The organism is Clostridiales bacterium, assembly GCA_017961515.1.
GTDB lineage: Bacteria > Bacillota > Clostridia > Acetivibrionales > RGIG10202 > RGIG10202.
Window position 1 is genome coordinate 18,647 of sequence record JAGCXC010000077.1, and the last position, 17,342, is coordinate 35,988.

The window sequence follows — 17,342 nt, forward strand, 5'->3', positions numbered from 1 at the left end:
AATTAAGACAACCTAAAATAAGGAGGATAAATGATGTATAGAAATATGTTACCTAATAAATTATTTCCGTTTGTAAGTACATTTAAATTGGGGAAGGCATATGTACCTTATCAAACTATATCTTGTGTTTTGGAGCCAGAAAAGGCGATAAAAAAAGGAACAATATTTCCAGAACTTTATTCTTCATATGGCAACAAACAAAAATTTATTTAAAGGAGGTATTATATGTGTCCAGATAGGCAAAATTTGTTGAAAGAAATAATGGCAATAGATTTTTTCTTGTATGATTTAGCTTTGTACTTAGATACTCATTCGGGTGACAGAAGAGCATTGTTGACATTCAATGATTATTTAAAAAGAGTTAATGCGATGAAAGAAAATTATGAAAGAGCATATGGTCCATTAACCTACGACAGAAGGACTAACGGTATTAATTGGCAATGGATAGATTGTCCTTGGCCTTGGGAATATTCATATAACTAATTTAGAAAGGAGTATAATATATGTGGATTTATGAAAAAAAATTGCAGTATCCTGTAAAAATAAAGAATAAGAATCCTAAAATAGCCAAGTATATAATAAGCCAGTTTGGGGGTCCAGATGGAGAGCTTGGAGCTTCACTAAGGTATTTAAGTCAAAGATATTCTATGCCAGATGGCGTATCAAAAGGAGTATTAACTGATGTAGGTACAGAAGAACTGGCACATTTGGAAATAGTGGGAACAATTATACATCAATTAGTAGATGGAGTATCTCCGAAAATCTTAGAACAAGAAGGTTTGGGAGCATATTATACAGATCATGGTTTAGGAGTTTATCCACAAGCGGCATCAGGGGTTCCATTTGATGCAATAGCGTTGGGAGTAAAAGGTGATCCTATAGTAGATTTGACTGAGAATTTGGCAGCTGAAGAAAAAGCAAGAATAACATATGAACACTTGATAAATATTTGTGATGATCCAGATGTTGTAGATCCTTTGAAATTTTTAAGACAACGAGAGATAGTACATTTCCAAAGATTTGGAGAAACATTGCAAAGAGTGCAATCAAAATTAGAAGAGAAAAAATTTTTTATGTTTAAAAATCCTTGTTGCAGTAGTATGTAATCAATTTAAATTCCACTGTTAATTATGACGGTGGGATTATATTATTTTGCTGTGTTTAGTAGTCAAAGACAAAAGGTAAATACTTGATTTTTTTGAAAAGGTGGTATATAATTAAAAGGCAAATAAAAATTGGCTAGATTTGGAAAATGGTTGAAAAATAGAGGGAGTAAGTCCTCTATGTGAAGAAGGGAAGGGGTGTGAAAGTAGGGAATAGTTTAAGAAATAAAATATTGTTTAGAGTATTAAAGGTAAAAAAATAATTTTTTAGAAATTAAAATGTAAGATGGATAGAGAGGGTGTTTAGAATGATAAAGAAAATTAAAAATATTAGTGAAAAAATAAAAAAGAAAACTTCAGATAAAGATTTTATGATAAAGTTAAAAAATATTGTTGTTTTAGGAACATATGTGTTATTTTTTGTAGCATTATTAAGTGAGACATGCTTGGCCGCAAATGAAACTATATTGGATAGTTTTAATAATATGTTAAATGATGTTAAAAAAAGTCTTTTAAAGTATTCTGCAGCCGCGGCTGCTATAGGTATTGCAACAGGAGCGTTTATGAAAAAGTTTAGTTTTGGTAGACAGGAGCAGATAGAAAAGGGCGGCAAATTAATGAGAAACTCTGTTATAGCATTTGTGATAGTACATGCGGCACCAAGAATCCTTAATTTTGTAACTAGTTATCTTGGACATGGAAATGAAGATATAAATTTAGGTTAATGAAAAAATTAATTATATATAGATTGTGTTGAGTTACACATTTCTTTGTGAGGGGAAAACGTAGGCTGTCTTGTCTTAAGAGAGTATGTTTTTCCTTTTAGTATTTCTTATATTTTTTTAATAATAATTGTAAAAGTAAGAGGTAAAAGTGTATACAAATGAGCACTTGATTTTTTAGCAATAGCAGTATATAATTTGAAGATAGATGAAAAATGGAGGGGTTAAAAAATGGATTATGGGAAAACATTGAATTTGCCAAAAACAGAATTTCCTATGAGAGCAAATTTACCACAAAGAGAGGGAGAATACCTAGAAGCGTGGGAAAAAATGGATATTTATAATAAACAATTAGCTAAAAATAAAGGTAAGAAAAAATTTGTATTACACGACGGTCCGCCGTATGCGAATGGTGGTATACATTTGGGAACGTCTTTAAATAAAATTTTAAAAGATTTCATCGTAAAGTTTCATAGTATGAATGGGTACTATACCCCGTATGTACCTGGATGGGATACTCATGGGCTTCCAACAGAACAAAGAGCTATAAAAGAATTAGGTTTAAGAAGGCATGAGGTTGGACCAATAAAATTTAGAGAAGCATGTGAAGGATTTGCAAGAAAATATATAGATGTACAAAGAAATGCATTTAAGAGATTGGGAGTTAGGGCAGATTGGAGTAATCCATATATAACATTAAAGCCTGAGTTTGAGGCAGAGCAAATAAAAGTATTTGGAGAAATGGCAAAGAAGAAGTATGTATATAAGGGATTAAAACCTGTGTATTGGTGCCCATGTTGTGAAACTGCTTTGGCAGAGGCAGAGATAGAGTATGCCGACCACAACACAGTATCAATATTCGTTAAATTTAAGGTAAGAGATGATAAGGGTGTTATTTTTGACAAGGTAGGATCCAGAGATAATGTGAATTTTGTAATTTGGACAACCACCACATGGACATTACCTGGTAATATGGCTATATGTTTGAATAAGGATTTTGAATATTCGGCAGTGTTAGCGAATGATGAATATTATATAATTGCTACTGAATTAATTGACAGTGTTATGAATGCAGCTAATATAACAGAGTACAAAAAAGTTGCTTCGTTTAGCGGTAAAGAATTAGAGGGAGTCTTGTGTAAACATCCGTTTATAGATAGAGACTCAGTGGTTATAGTTGGGGAGCATGTCACACTAGATGCTGGTACTGGATGTGTACATACGGCGCCTGGCCATGGGATAGAAGACTTTTTAGTTTGCCAAAATTATGATATAGATATTTTAGTTCCTGTAGACGACAAAGGGTATATGACAGCTGATGCCGAGGAATTTAAAGGGTTATTTTATGAAGAAGCGAATAAAGCAATACTTGATAAGTTAAAAGATACAGGTAGTCTTTTGGCAACCCAAGATATTTTGCATCAATATCCACATTGCTGGAGATGTAAAAATCCTATAATATTTAGGGCAACAGAACAGTGGTTTGTATCAATAGATGGTTTTAAGAAAGCTTCGTTAGAAGAGGTAAAAAAGGTTAATTGGATACCGGAGTGGGGAGAAGATAGGATAACATCAATGATAAGAGATAGAGGAGATTGGTGTATATCAAGGCAACGTACATGGGGAGTGCCAATACCGATTTTCTATTGTAAGGAGTGTCACACTGAGCTAATTACAGATGAAAGTATAAAAAGCGTGTATGAGCTATTTAAAAAAGAGGGATCTAATGCTTGGTATAAGTATGACGCAGTGGATATTTTGCCTAAAGGTACAAAATGTAAATGTGGATGTAGCGAGTTTGATAAAGAAAAAGATATAATGGATGTGTGGTTTGACTCAGGTTCTACACATGCTGCTGTGTTGGCCAATAATGAGGATTTGGAATATCCAGCAGATATGTATCTAGAAGGTAACGATCAATATAGAGGATGGTTTCAGTCTTCTCTATTAACTGCGGTAGCAACTAATGGTAAAGCACCATATAAGACAGTTGTTACACATGGTTATGTTGTTGATGGGGAAGGAAGAAAAATGTCTAAGTCGCTGGGCAATGGAATAGATCCATTTGATGTTATAAAAGAATACGGGGCGGATATATTAAGATTATGGGTTGCATCATGTGATTACAAAGCAGACATTAGAATATCTAAAGAGCTACTCGCGCAAATATCTGAAGTGTACAGAAAGATAAGAAATACAAGTAGATACATAATAGGAAATATACACGATTTTAACCCCGACACAGATTGCGTTGAATATAAAGATTTATTAGAGATAGATAAAGTTATGTTGTTAAAGCTTTCGCAATTATTAGAAAAAGTTAATGAATCTTACAAAGCGTATGAGTTCCATATTATGTTCCATGCAATACATAATTTTTGCGTTGTAGATATGAGTAATTTCTATCTAGACATAATAAAAGATAGATTATACACATTAAAGCAAGATTCAAAAGAAAGAAGATGTGCGCAGACTGTTATATATACAATATTAGATGTATTAGTTAGGATATTGACGCCAGTGCTTGCTTTCACAAGTGAAGAAATATGGAAGTATATGCCTCATAAAAAGGGTGATGATCTAGAAAGTGTTCAGTTAAATGATTGGCCAGTTCTACCAGATGAGTACTTAAATAAAGGGCTTGAAGAAAAATGGAATAAGATTATGGATATAAAGACTGATATATCAAAAGCTTTAGAAGAGGCAAGAAATGAGAAAGTTATAGGTCATTCTCTAAATGCAGAAGTTGTAGTTTATGCAAATGATGCAAATTACAAATTTATAGATAATATAAAAGATGATATGGGGTCTATATGTATAATATCTAAGTTTACCTTGGATAAGATAGAAAATGCTCCTGATGGTGTTGCTTCCTCGGAGTTAGTTGATGGGATAAAGGTTCTTGTTAGACAAGCAAGAGGAGAAAAGTGTGAGAGATGCTGGATGTACAGTGAAACAGTAGGACAGAGTAAAGAACATCCTACAATTTGTAAAAGATGTGAAAGTAACTTGGTATAGAAGATAATAACATTATACGTATGCCGGTGTCGGGAGAGTTTAATATTGCCCTCCGATAGAGGCTTTTAGAGTCTACATGTGGTGCGTATATGTAGACTCTATTTGATGTAATACGAAAGATTGAAAATTAAGTTATATTGAATGTGTTTTATAAGGAGTAGATTTAATGAAGAGCACAGGAATAAATGATAGTTTAGTAGAGGCTTTGAAAAAAGAGAATATATTGGTTCCGACAAAAGTACAAAGTGAGGTTATACCAAAAGCTCTTTGCAATTTGGATATAGTTGCAAGATCTAATACTGGTACGGGAAAGACGTTAGCATATTTGTTGCCGATTTTTGAGAAGCACAGATATGAAGATAAGGTTATGCAAGCGATAATACTAACACCAACACATGAATTGGCTATACAGGTTGTAAGATGGATAGAGAGGTTGTCGCAAAATTCGGATAATTATCTAACAGTTATGCCAGTGATAGGGAATGTTAATATAGATAGGCAGATAAAGAAACTAAAGACCAAGCCTAATATATTAGTGGGATCACCTGGCCGAATACTTGAGTTAATCAAGAAAAGAAAGATAACGGCACATACTGTAAAAACTATAGTTATAGATGAGGTAGATAGATTATTGGATAAGAATAATGTTGATATGGTGTTGGCCATTATAAAAAGCACACTAAAAGAAAGGCAAATAATGTGTTTTTCTGCCACGCTAGGGAAGGTTACTATGGAGATTGTGAAAGAAATAACAAAGAATTTGCAAATTGTAGAATGTGGCGAAGATACAAGTGTGCCAAAGGAGATAGAACATAGATATTTTGAGGTAGATGCTAGAAAGAAAGTTGAATTGTTTAGAAAGATAGTTAGTGCAATGGACATTGACAAATGTATTGTGTTTGTTGATCCTAGTCCAGATATAGAACTTATAACTAATAAGCTTAAGTTTCATAAAATAAATGCAGAGAGTATACACGGTAATAACATAAAGCTTGATAGGAAAAAAACTTTAAGTGATTTTAGAAGTGGCAAACTTAAATTTTTGATTGCATCTGACATTGCAGCAAGAGGATTAGATATAGGCGATGTTACTCATATAATTAATTTTAATCTGCAAAATGATATAAAAAGTTATATTCATAGAGCGGGGAGAACTGGCAGGAATGGCAAAGGTGGAGTTATTATATCATTGGTTACACCAAAGGAATTGATGGTACTAAGAAAGCATGCAAAAACTATGAATATTAAATTAATAGCAAGTGATGTATACAAAGGGAAAATAATAAATAAAGGAGAAAGATAACAATGAAAAATCCGCAAGTAATAATTGAAATGGAATCGGGCAATAATATAGTGGTAGAATTATATCCAGAGATCGCACCAAATACAGTAAATAATTTTATATCTTTAGTGCAAAAAAATTTTTATGATGGATTAATATTTCATAGAGTAATACCGGGTTTTATGATACAGGGAGGATGCCCAGATGGGACAGGTATGGGAGGCCCTGGTTATTCAATAAAAGGTGAGTTTACAAATAACGGTTTTGAAAACAAGTTAGAGCATGACAGAGGCGTTATATCTATGGCAAGAAGCTATTTACCAGATTCACAAGGATCACAGTTTTTTATAATGACAAAGAGAGCACCTCATTTAGACGGAGAGTATGCTGCATTTGGAAAAGTTATAGAAGGTATGGATGAAGTAGATAAAATTGTATCTGCTGATAGGGATTATAACGACAAACCATATAAAGATCAAGTGATGGTAAGAGTTACAGTTGATACTTTCGGGAAAGAGTATGGAGAACCTAAAAAAGTGTAGAAATACATGTGTTATAGAAGTTTTTGGGTATTGACTAATATTTTTTAGTGTAGTAGCATATTGTAGTGTATGTTACTACTTTTAAGGTAAGCTAAAGGGAAGGAAAATAAAAATGTTAGAAATAATAAAAGCGATGATTTTAGGTATAATACAGGGTATAACTGAGTGGTTACCAATAAGTAGCACAGGTCATATGATATTGTTTGATGAATTTGTGCCAATGAATGTAACTGGGAAATTTAAAGAGTTATTCTTGGTTGTTGTACAGTTAGGATCAATAATGGCTGTTGTGATTTTGTTTTGGAGTAAGCTAAATCCGTTTTTGAGATCTAAAAGCAAGCAAGAAAAAATAGATACATATAGCCTGTGGTTTAAAGTTGCAGTGTCTAGTATACCTGCTATTGTGGCAGGATTGTTTTTGGATAAGTACATTGATCGACTTTATAATCCTATAACAGTTGCTGTTTCGCTTATAATATATGGAGTACTATTTATAATAATAGAAAACATGAAGAAGACAGAAAGAGCAACCAATATAAGCGATTTAAGTTATAAGATGGCATTTATTATAGGTTTATTTCAGGCATTGGCGTTGATACCGGGAACATCTAGATCGGGCTCTACAATTATTGGTGCATTATTATTAGGAGCATCAAGATCTGTAGCCTCAGAATTTACATTTTTTTTGGCTATTCCGATAATGTTTGGGGCAAGTATTTTAAAGGTTTTAAAATACGGTTTAGTATTTAGTTCATTGGAGGTTTTAATACTTTTAGTTGGATCATTAGTAGCGTTTATTGTGTCAGTGTTCGTGATACAGTTTTTAATGAGGTTTATAAAAAAGCATGATTTTAAAATATTTGGCTATTATCGGATTGTATTGGGGATTTTGATATTAATTTATTTTTCTTGTTTAGCTAGATGATGGAGCATATTTGTACTTTTTTTATTTAGTGTGATATAATTCAATTGGAAACGTTGTTTATTTATCATATGAAAGGCTAGGTGATAGCAGGACGAATTTAGTAACTACATTGTGTTCATGGGGGAATGTATATGTCGATAAAAACAATTGGAGTATTAACGAGCGGAGGAGACGCTCCGGGAATGAATGCCACATTAAGGGCAGTAGTTCGATCGGGGATAGGTAATGGGTTCCACGTTATGGGTATAAAAAAAGGGTATCATGGTCTTTTACGTGGTGATATGGAAGAGATGACATTAAGGTCAGTATCTGATATAATAAACAGAGGTGGTACGATTCTTCAAACGGCGAGATCGACTGAATTTATGACAAAAGAAGGAATAACTAAGGCTATAGATATATGTAAGGTGTTTTCAGTGGATGTTATAGTGGTTATCGGAGGAGATGGATCTTTTAGAGGAGCAAAAGATTTGTGTGATGCAGGCATGCCAGTTATAGGGATACCGGGAACTATAGATAATGACATAGGTTGTACCGATTATACTATAGGATTTGATACTGCACTAAACACAGTAAAGGATGCAGTAGATAAAATAAGAGATACTGCATTTTCGCATGAGAGATGTAGCGTGGTAGAAGTAATGGGACGTCATGCAGGTTATATTGCACTTAATGTAGCATTGGCGACGGGTGCGGAAGTTGCGCTAATACCAGAAAGAGACTTTGATTTAAACAGCGATATAATAAAGCCAATTATAGAAGGAAGAAATAGAGGTAAAAAGCATTATATTGTAATTGTGGCAGAGGGAGTAGGAAGAGCAACTGAGATTGCGACTGACATTACTAAGATGTCTGGAGTTGAAGCAAGGGCTACAGTTTTAGGACATATTCAAAGAGGCGGAAGTCCTACTGCAAGAGATAGAGTTATGGCTGGAATAATGGGAGGACATGCAGTAGATTTATTAAAGGAGGGCAAGGTTAATAGAATAGTTGCAATGCAAAAGGGTAGAGTAACAGATATGGATATAAAAGAGGCGTTGCAGATGAAGAAGGATTTTGATGATAGTTTGATGGATCTTAACAAGTTATTAGCGCTTTAATATATGTAGGAAGGGACGTGAGCATAGTTTGAATTTGCCCAATATATTAACTGCAATAAGATTTTTTATGGTGCCGTTTTTTGCATATTACCTATATGTGCAACAGTATAAGATTGCCATTATTATATTTGTGTTGGCAGGTATAACAGATGTACTGGACGGATATATAGCAAGGAAGCATAAAATAGTAACTGAGTGGGGAAAGTTGATGGATCCGCTGGCGGACAAGTTGATGCAACTTACAGCACTGGTTATGCTCACGATTCATAAAATAATACCATGGGTATTTTTAGTGATCATGTTAGTGAAGGAATTGACTATGGTTGCGGGGAGTATTAAGTTATATAAAAAGGATAATGTTGTTGTGTCGGCAAATTGGTATGGCAAGTTTGCGACAGTTATGTTTTATGTGGCTATAGTAGTTACAATGTTATTTAAAATATTAGGCATGGATGGAATAATGTCTAAAGTTATAGTTATAATATTAATATTACTAACATTGTTTGCGATGATATATGCATTTATAAAGTATGTGTTTGTTTATAAAGAGGCTACTAAAAAGAAAGATATATAATTTAGGAGAATAGATTTTATGAACGATAAGACAATGAAAGTTTTAGAATTTGATAAAGTACGAAATATATTAGAAAGTTTTGCAGCCTCAATTTTGGGGAGAGAGCATATACATAAACTTAAACCTTCAACAGATTTTGGAGTTGTATCTAGTAGATTGAAGGAGACGACAGATGGAGTAAGCTTTATATTGAAGTTTGGACAACCGTTACTTGGTGGAATAAAAGATATACGTGGTTCGATAAAAAGACTTAGTATGAATGGTATATTAAATTGTAAAGAGTTGTTGGATACTGCTGATACATTGAGGACTTCGCGGATGTTGAAAGCGTACTTAAACAAAGATGCATTAGAGGGAAATGTTTTAAATGAGATTATAGAAAGATTGTTTGTTAATAAGAAGTTAGAAGATGAGATATTTTCTGCGATTGCAGATGAACAGGAGCTTAATGATCATGCAAGTCATGAACTGTATTCCATAAGAAGACAGATATCGTCAATGCAAGTTTTTATAAAGAATAAATTAAATGAGTTAGTTAAAAGTGCTAGGTTTACTAAGTATATGCAAGATGCTATAGTTACCATGAGAGACGGAAGATATGTTATTCCTGTTAAGCAAGAATACAGGAATGAAGTATCGGGGCTTGTACATGACGCGTCAGCATCAGGAGCGACAATTTTTGTTGAACCAATGGTTGTAGTTGAATCTAATAACAAAATAAAAGAGTTAAGGATAAAAGAGAAAATTGAGATAGATAGGATATTACGAGAGTTAACTGATAAGACAAAAGAAATTAAAGATGAGCTTTCGCAAAACGTAGATAATTTGGGAGTGATAGACTTTATATTTGCAAAGGCAAGCTTTAGCTTAAAATACAAGTGTGGATGTCCAACTCTTAGCGAAAAGAAGGAAATATATATACAAAAAGGACGACACATATTGTTGGATCAATCAACTGTTGTTCCAATTGATTTTTGGTTGGGTAAGGATTTTAATATACTTGTGATAACAGGACCTAATACAGGAGGCAAGACTGTTACATTGAAAACAGTAGGGTTGTTTGCATTGATGACACAATCAGGATTACATATACCAGCTGGGCAAGATACGGTTATGACAGTGTTTGATAATATATATGCTGATATAGGGGATGAACAAAGTATAGAGCAAAGTCTTAGCACATTTTCATCTCATATAAAAAATATAATAAATATATTAGATGATGTAGATTGCAATTCTTTGGTGTTGCTTGATGAGATTGGAGCGGGGACAGATCCAACTGAAGGTGCAGCTTTGGCTATGTCCATATTAAATTATATTCGGCAAAGAAGGGTAAGTGCTGTTGCTACAACGCATTATAGTGAACTTAAAGTATATGCAAGCACAACAGAGGGTGTGGAGAATGCAAGTTGTGAATTCGATGTAAATACGTTAAGACCTACATATAAGTTGTTGATTGGAGTGCCTGGTAGAAGTAACGCATTTGCTATTTCTAAAAAACTTGGGTTATCTGATAAGATAATACAAGATGCAAACAGTTTACTTACGAAAGAACAAGTTCAATTTGAGAATATGTTACAACAGATAGAATATAATATACAACAGACGGAAAGTGAAAAGAACAAAACTGAGTCTATTAGAAAAGAAATAGAAAGTGTGCAAGGGGAGCTTAAACGACAAAAATCTAAGCTTGTTGATCAAAAATCACGCATAATAAAAGAAGCGAGAGAGGAAGCTAAGAAAATTTTAGAAGATGCAAGAGAAGAAGTAGCCAGTATAATAAATGAAATGAAAAAAGCACAATTACTAGGGGATGAGAAAGAGAGAAACAAGATATTTGAAGAGAACAGATTAAGAATTAAAAATAGATTGGATGATATTGATAAAGGGTTGGAAGAAAATCTTATAAAGACAGTTGAGCCACACGATGGAGGAGGAAATCTGAAAATAAAGGATTTAAAAGTTGGAGACAGCGTTTATATAGCAAATTTAGATAAAAATGGTACAGTATTAAAAATAGATGAAAACAAAAATGAAGCGTTGGTGCTAGTTGGAATAATGAAGCTTTGTTTGAATGTAAAGAATTTAAGAAAATTAGCTAATAAGTCTTCTAGTGTGAAAAGTATGACCACTAGAAAGACAAGGAATATAACTACATCTATTGATGTTAGGGGCAATAACCTTGAAGAGGCCATATACCTAGTTGATAAGTATTTAGATGATGTTAGTTTATCGAATCTTGTCAATGTAACCATAATACATGGAAAAGGCGGTGGAGTGCTCCGAGACGGTATACAGAGTTTTTTAAAGAGAAATCCACATGTGGCATCTTACAGAGATGGAAGTTATGGAGAGGGTGAATTTGGGGTTACTGTCGTAGAAATAAAAAGATAAGACATAAAAAAATGGAGGCGTTTGTTATGGAATTGTTATATGATAGAAAGAATGCATGGGAAAAGCATGATAAATCTCATGTAAGTCAGGCGAATAAGTTTTGTGATGAGTATATCAAATTTTTAAATGGAGCGAAAACAGAAAGAGAATTTACCAAGAGAGTTGTTGAAGTAGCCAGAGAAAGAGGTTTTGTTTCGTATGAAGATGTCTTAAAGAATGATACTCCATTAGTAAAAGGTGTGAAGGTTTATCGTGTGATAAAAAATAAAGCTGTAATACTTTGTGCAATTGGGGAAGAGAGCCTTACAGAAGGGATAAATATTATAGGATCACACATAGATGCCCCTAGACTTGACCTAAAGCAGAATCCATTGTATGAAGATACAGAACTTGGTATGCTTGATACACATTATTATGGAGGGATCAAAAAATATCAGTGGACAACAATACCATTATCGTTGCACGGAGTTGTTGTAAAGAAAGATGGAACAAGTGTAGATATTTGTATAGGAGAAAATGATAAAGATCCTGTGTTTACAATAACAGATTTGTTGCCACATTTAGCTCAAGATCAAATGCAAAAGAAAATGTCGGAGGGTGTTACAGGAGAAGATCTTAATGTGTTGTGTGGTTCGATACCTTGTATAGGTAAAGATGCGCCTAAAAAGGATAAAGTAAAAACCAATATAATGAAATTGATAAACAAGAAATACGGATTTAAAGAAGAAGACTTTATAAGCGCAGAGATAGAGGTTGTGCCAAGCTTTAAGGCAAGAAGCGTAGGTTTTGATGAAAGTTTAGTGGGATCATATGGACAAGATGATAGGTCGTGTGCGTATGCAGCGCTTAGTGCTATATTAGATGTGTTGAACCCTAAAAAAACTTGTGTGTGTCTTTTGACGGATAAAGAGGAAATAGGAAGCGTTGGTAATACAGGTGCGTATGCAACGTTTTTCGAGACATTTGTTGAATTTTTATTAAAATACGTAGAATCAAGTGAGAAAAGTCTTGATGTGAGACGTTGCCTAGAAAATTCAAGAATGTTGTCTGCTGATGTTAATCCTGGAGTTGATCCTAATTACACAGGAGTACAAGAGAATAAAAATGCATCTTATTTGGGTAAAGGAGTAGTTATTCAAAAATATACAGGTTCTAGAGGAAAGGTTGGAGGGAGTGATGCAAATGCCGAATATCTAGGGTATATAAGAAAGATATTTGACGATAATAATATAATATGGCAATCGGCAGAGTTGGGTAAGGTTGATCAAGGAGGCGGAGGTACAATAGCATACATGTTAGCAAAATACGGTATTGAGGTATTAGATTGTGGAGTTGCTATATTATCTATGCATTCGCCATTTGAGATTACCAGTAAGATTGACATGTATGAGATGTATAGAGCATCCAAGGTGTTTTTTGAAAATTAGGTAGCATAAAGGAAGGAGGAAGGCACTGTTATAGTACATCTTTGGGATTTAGACGAGGGTTTTAAGTGCCAAAAAAGATATGAATCACGGATTTGTGAGAGTTGCAGCGGGTGTTATAAAAGTATCTGTAGCAAATACAAAAAGTAATGCTACTAATATAGTAGACATAATAAAAGAGGCATATAGTAAGGGAGTACAGATATTAGTTTGCCCGGAGCTTTCGATAACATCATATACATGCCAAGATTTATTTTTTCAAAATAAGTTATTGGATGAAGCAAAGAAGAGCCTTGAATATATAGTAAGAAAAACGTCAACTATTGATACTGTATCAATAGTTGGGGTTCCGCTTTTATATAACAGTAAACTTTATAATTGTGCAGTTGTTATACAAAAGGGGCACATATTAGGAATAGTGCCCAAAAGCTATATACCGAACTATGGGGAATTTTATGAGAAGAGATGGTTCGTTTCAGGAAAAGATATAAAAAATAAGCAAATGCAGTTATTTGAAGAGAATGTTCCATTTGGAGTAGATTTGATATTTAGGGATGCAAGGGATTCTAATATAACTTTTGGTATTGAAATATGTGAAGATTTATGGGCTGTAATTCCGCCAAGTTCTCTATTATCTCGTGCAGGCGCGAATATGATATTTAATTTATCTGCAAGCAATGAGTTAATAGGTAAGTACAAACACAGGAGAGAGTTGGTATGTCATCAATCTTATAGATGTATGGGCGGATATATTTATGTGAGTGCAGGAGTAGGTGAATCTACTACAGATTTAGTATTTGGAGGGCATGCAATTATTTCAGAGTCTGGAGATATACTAAATGAGTCGGAGCGGTTTATAGATGATAATCATTTAACAATATCAGATATAGATATACTTAACATAAGTAATGAGAGAATGAAAAATACTTCACACTACAATGAATATGACGTATCTGTTTATAGGAGTGTAAGTTTTAATATAAGACAAATTAAGATGGATAAGTTATATAGACATATTGCAAGGAATCCGTTTGTGCCAAGCGATAAGGAAAAACTTAATAAGACTTGTAAAGAGGCATTTACTATACAAACTATGGGGCTTGCGCAAAGACTAATTCACATAGGCATTGATAAGGTTGTTATTGGTGTATCAGGAGGGTTGGATTCAACACTTGCTTTATTCGTTGCGGTGAATGCTTTTAAATATTTGAACATACCATGTAATAATATAAAAGCTATTACTATGCCGGGTTTTGGGACAACAAATGATACAAAATCTAATGCTGAAATCTTAATAGAGGCCTTGCAAGTTGACAATATTGAAATAGATATAAAGGATGCGTGTCTAAAACATTTTTCTAGCATAGGACATGCTGCTGATATGTACGATGTGACATATGAAAATGTACAGGCGAGGGAGAGAACGCAGATACTTATGGATCTTGCAAATAAGAATAATGCGATTGTAATAGGAACAGGGGATATGTCTGAATTGGCACTTGGTTGGTGTACATATAATGGAGATCATATGTCAATGTATGGTGTTAATTCAGGTATACCTAAAACACTGGTCAGGTGTATAGTGAACTGGATTAAGGAATCTGAGGATGATAATAGAATAAAAAAAGCATTGACTGGAATTATTAATACGCCAATTAGCCCTGAGCTTATACCAACTAAGGGAAATGATAAAAATATACAAAAAACAGAGGATATTATAGGTAAGTACGATTTGCATGATTTCTTTTTGTATAATTTTATGAAGCATGGTTCAAGTCCTAGCAAGGTGTATTTTTTGGCTAAGGAAGTGTTTGGTGAAGATAAAAATGGTATAATAAAGGATACATTAAAGACATTTGTAAAGAGATTTTTTGGACAACAGTTTAAGAGATCTTGTATGCCAGATGGAGTAAAGATAGGTCATGTTGGGCTATCACCTAGAGGAGATTTAAAGATGCCGAGTGATGCAAAAGGTGATATTTGGCTAGATGATTTAGATGAAATATAACAAAAGGAGAATTGAATGAGGTATATTGTTAACAATATCAAACTCTCTATTGATCAAGATATATCAGAGTTAAATGATAAAGTGGCACGTAAGTTGCGTATTAGTCAAAGCGACATAAGAGAGCTTGATGTAGTGAAAGAGTCAATTGATGCTAGAGATAAGGGAAATATAAATTTTGTATATTCAGTGAGAGTTTATGTAGATAAAAAGATTCGCGGACGTTATGATAGGGATGTGCGCTTGGTTTCGGATACCAAAAAAGAAGATTTAGTAGTGGGAAACAGAGAAAAACTAATGCATAGACCTGTAATTATAGGTCTTGGTCCAGCTGGACTGTTTTGTGGACTGATATTAGCCAAGAATGGTTATAGACCTTTAATAATTGAAATGGGAGATAATATAGAAAATCGTAGTAGGAAGGTAAGTAGATATTGGGAACAAGGTGTATTGGATGTTGATACAAATGTACAGTTTGGCGAAGGTGGTGCGGGGACTTTTTCAGACGGCAAGCTTACGACGCGTATAAATGACCCCAGATGTGATTTTGTATTAAGAGAATTTTGCAGATTTGGGGCTCCGAAAGAAATATCATATCAGGCGAAACCACATATAGGGTCCGATATTTTAAAAGGTATTATAGTGAATTTACGTAAAGAAATTATACGACTTGGTGGTACAGTAAAATTTAATACTAAGATGACAGATCTAATATTGAAGGATAACAGATTAGATGGAATAAAATTAGCAAATGGAGAAGAAATAGATACAAATGTGGTAGTTTTAGCAATTGGGCATAGTAGTAGAGAAACATTTTCTACTCTTTTAAAAAGGGGGCTTGCGATTGATAGGAAGCCATTTTCTATTGGAGTAAGAATTGAGCATCCGCAATATCTTGTAAACGAATCACAGTATGGGGCATTTGCAAATCATCCAAGACTTAAGAACGCGATATATCAATTGTGTAACAAGGTGGGTGATAGAACGGCATATTCTTTTTGTATGTGTCCAGGAGGGATTGTTGTGGCTGCAGCATCAGAACCAAATACGATTGTTACTAACGGCATGAGTAATTATATGCGAAATGAAGTTAATGCGAATAGCGCTTTTGTGGTATCAGTTAATCCAAGCGATTTTGGAGATGACACACCATTATCTGGAGTGGATTTTCAAAGAAAATGGGAGAGATTAGCATATAAAGAGGGGCAGGGAGGAGCACCAATACAGACATTAAGATCGTTTTTAAAAGATGAGGTTGATAAAAGGATAAGGTGTGTGCGTCCAAGTTATACAGGGAAGACGATGTTGGCGAATTTAAATAGATGCTTGCCAAAGTATGTGACGGATATATTGAAGGTATCGGCGGGTGAATTTAGTAAGAAGATGTCGTGTTTTTGCTTGGATGATGCAATTTTAACAGGGGTGGAAACAAGAACGTCGTCACCTGTTAGGATATTGAGAGATAGTAACTTTGAAGCTTGGGGTATACGCGGGATTTATCCATGTGGTGAAGGTGCAGGATACGCAGGTGGTATTATGAGCGCGAGTGTTGATGGAATACGTATAGCAGAGAAAATTATGCAAAGATATACAAAGTGAGTATTAATCAGAAAATCACAAATACGTATATACAACATAGCAGCATTAAGTTTATATTTATATACGTCGACACTTGTCATATTCAAAACGTAAAAGAGATAATGCTAGATGCAAATTTTATGGCCATTGACGCCGCATAAATGAACCGATCAGTTATGAGGTGGATATGATATGGGATCTGCTTTTAACAGGTATTAGCAAGAATTCTCCCAGCTCTATAGGTGATGGGATGAATCGCCAAAAAAGTTAGTATTGACAATTTTGGAATAATGTAATAAACTTAACTCGGTCGAGAAAGATATGCAGAGGTAATAAGTATGAAGATGGACAATAATTCACATTCAGTATTTTTGTTACATTATCAAGTTGTATTTGTTGTAAAGTATAGGAGACAAGTGTTTAGTGAGACTGTATCAAATAGAGCGAGGGAAATATTTGAATATATTTCACCAAGATACAATGTGATGTTAGAAGAATGGAATCATGATAAAGATCATGTACATATATTACCCCAAATTGGTGAAGGTAGATAGATTTTTTGCAAGCTCTCAAATTTGTTCAGAATGTGGATGCAAAAATAATGAAGTGCGAAATTTTGGAATTAGATCTTGGATTTGTCCAGATTGTGGTAAGTATCATGATAGAGATACTAAT

At 33.9% G+C, this 17,342-nt stretch carries 15 protein-coding genes and 1 pseudogene; all 16 read left to right on the forward strand.

What is annotated here, in order from left to right; genetic code table 11:
- Positions 1-30: 30 nt before the first annotated feature.
- Complete coding sequence (locus J6Y29_05170) at positions 31-213, forward strand: spore coat associated protein CotJA (GenBank protein MBP5427261.1); 183 nt, start codon at positions 31-33, stop codon at positions 211-213.
- A gap of 12 nt (positions 214-225) precedes the next feature.
- Entirely contained in the window at positions 226-483 is a 258-nt protein-coding gene (locus J6Y29_05175; GenBank protein ID MBP5427262.1) for a spore coat protein CotJB, read from the forward strand.
- A gap of 20 nt (positions 484-503) precedes the next feature.
- A complete protein-coding gene (locus J6Y29_05180) occupies positions 504-1,106 on the forward strand; it encodes a manganese catalase family protein (GenBank protein MBP5427263.1) in 603 nt (200 codons plus the stop codon).
- 305 nt (positions 1,107-1,411) lie between these two features.
- Positions 1,412-1,828: a hypothetical protein gene (locus tag J6Y29_05185; protein ID MBP5427264.1), complete on the forward strand. Its 417-nt coding sequence runs from the start codon at positions 1,412-1,414 to the stop codon at positions 1,826-1,828.
- Positions 1,829-2,056: 228 nt separating this feature from the next.
- Positions 2,057-4,843, forward strand: coding sequence for an isoleucine--tRNA ligase (gene ileS / locus J6Y29_05190; GenBank protein ID MBP5427265.1), 2,787 nt, complete (start codon positions 2,057-2,059; stop codon positions 4,841-4,843).
- Between the two features lie 166 nt (positions 4,844-5,009).
- Positions 5,010-6,146 carry a DEAD/DEAH box helicase gene (locus J6Y29_05195; GenBank protein MBP5427266.1) on the forward strand — a complete coding sequence of 379 codons (1,137 nt, stop codon included), beginning with the start codon at positions 5,010-5,012 and terminating at the stop codon, positions 6,144-6,146.
- Between the two features lie 2 nt (positions 6,147-6,148).
- Positions 6,149-6,667 carry a peptidylprolyl isomerase gene (locus J6Y29_05200; protein ID MBP5427267.1) on the forward strand — a complete coding sequence of 173 codons (519 nt, stop codon included), beginning with the start codon at positions 6,149-6,151 and terminating at the stop codon, positions 6,665-6,667.
- Positions 6,668-6,779: 112 nt separating this feature from the next.
- Positions 6,780-7,592, forward strand: a complete 813-nt coding sequence (locus tag J6Y29_05205) for an undecaprenyl-diphosphate phosphatase (GenBank protein MBP5427268.1) — start codon at positions 6,780-6,782, stop codon at positions 7,590-7,592.
- A 125-nt stretch (positions 7,593-7,717) separates the two neighbouring features.
- Complete coding sequence (gene pfkA, locus J6Y29_05210) at positions 7,718-8,692, forward strand: 6-phosphofructokinase (protein MBP5427269.1); 975 nt, start codon at positions 7,718-7,720, stop codon at positions 8,690-8,692.
- 28 nt (positions 8,693-8,720) lie between these two features.
- The gene (pgsA, locus tag J6Y29_05215) at positions 8,721-9,266 is read left to right on the forward strand and encodes a CDP-diacylglycerol--glycerol-3-phosphate 3-phosphatidyltransferase (GenBank protein ID MBP5427270.1); all 546 of its coding nucleotides are present in this window, start codon (positions 8,721-8,723) and stop codon (positions 9,264-9,266) included.
- An 18-nt stretch (positions 9,267-9,284) separates the two neighbouring features.
- Positions 9,285-11,660: an endonuclease MutS2 gene (locus J6Y29_05220; protein MBP5427271.1), complete on the forward strand. Its 2,376-nt coding sequence runs from the start codon at positions 9,285-9,287 to the stop codon at positions 11,658-11,660.
- Between the two features lie 11 nt (positions 11,661-11,671).
- Positions 11,672-13,087 carry an aminopeptidase gene (locus J6Y29_05225; protein MBP5427272.1) on the forward strand — a complete coding sequence of 472 codons (1,416 nt, stop codon included), beginning with the start codon at positions 11,672-11,674 and terminating at the stop codon, positions 13,085-13,087.
- Between the two features lie 79 nt (positions 13,088-13,166).
- Complete coding sequence (locus J6Y29_05230) at positions 13,167-15,092, forward strand: NAD(+) synthase (protein MBP5427273.1); 1,926 nt, start codon at positions 13,167-13,169, stop codon at positions 15,090-15,092.
- A 15-nt stretch (positions 15,093-15,107) separates the two neighbouring features.
- Positions 15,108-16,688, forward strand: a complete 1,581-nt coding sequence (locus J6Y29_05235) for a hypothetical protein (protein MBP5427274.1) — start codon at positions 15,108-15,110, stop codon at positions 16,686-16,688.
- 317 nt (positions 16,689-17,005) lie between these two features.
- Positions 17,006-17,197: pseudogene (gene tnpA / locus J6Y29_05240) on the forward strand (IS200/IS605 family transposase).
- A partial coding sequence (locus J6Y29_05245; GenBank protein ID MBP5427275.1) for a transposase occupies positions 17,172-17,342 on the forward strand: 171 nt, incomplete at its 3' end. The pseudogene tnpA and the gene J6Y29_05245, both read left to right, overlap by 26 nt.

Excerpts from the sequence above, each read along its gene's own strand:
- J6Y29_05170 (MBP5427261.1), top strand. The coding sequence starts at position 31 with ATGATGTATAGAAATATGTTACCTAATAAATTATTTCCGTTTGTAAGT.
- J6Y29_05175 (MBP5427262.1), top strand. The coding sequence starts at position 226 with ATGTGTCCAGATAGGCAAAATTTGTTGAAAGAAATAATGGCAATAGAT.
- J6Y29_05180 (MBP5427263.1), top strand. The coding sequence starts at position 504 with ATGTGGATTTATGAAAAAAAATTGCAGTATCCTGTAAAAATAAAGAAT.
- J6Y29_05185 (MBP5427264.1), top strand. The coding sequence starts at position 1,412 with ATGATAAAGAAAATTAAAAATATTAGTGAAAAAATAAAAAAGAAAACT.
- ileS (MBP5427265.1), top strand. The coding sequence starts at position 2,057 with ATGGATTATGGGAAAACATTGAATTTGCCAAAAACAGAATTTCCTATG.
- J6Y29_05195 (MBP5427266.1), top strand. The coding sequence starts at position 5,010 with ATGAAGAGCACAGGAATAAATGATAGTTTAGTAGAGGCTTTGAAAAAA.
- J6Y29_05200 (MBP5427267.1), top strand. The coding sequence starts at position 6,149 with ATGAAAAATCCGCAAGTAATAATTGAAATGGAATCGGGCAATAATATA.
- J6Y29_05205 (MBP5427268.1), top strand. The coding sequence starts at position 6,780 with ATGTTAGAAATAATAAAAGCGATGATTTTAGGTATAATACAGGGTATA.
- pfkA (MBP5427269.1), top strand. The coding sequence starts at position 7,718 with ATGTATATGTCGATAAAAACAATTGGAGTATTAACGAGCGGAGGAGAC.
- J6Y29_05220 (MBP5427271.1), top strand. The coding sequence starts at position 9,285 with ATGAACGATAAGACAATGAAAGTTTTAGAATTTGATAAAGTACGAAAT.
- J6Y29_05225 (MBP5427272.1), top strand. The coding sequence starts at position 11,672 with ATGGAGGCGTTTGTTATGGAATTGTTATATGATAGAAAGAATGCATGG.
- J6Y29_05230 (MBP5427273.1), top strand. The coding sequence starts at position 13,167 with ATGAATCACGGATTTGTGAGAGTTGCAGCGGGTGTTATAAAAGTATCT.
- J6Y29_05235 (MBP5427274.1), top strand. The coding sequence starts at position 15,108 with ATGAGGTATATTGTTAACAATATCAAACTCTCTATTGATCAAGATATA.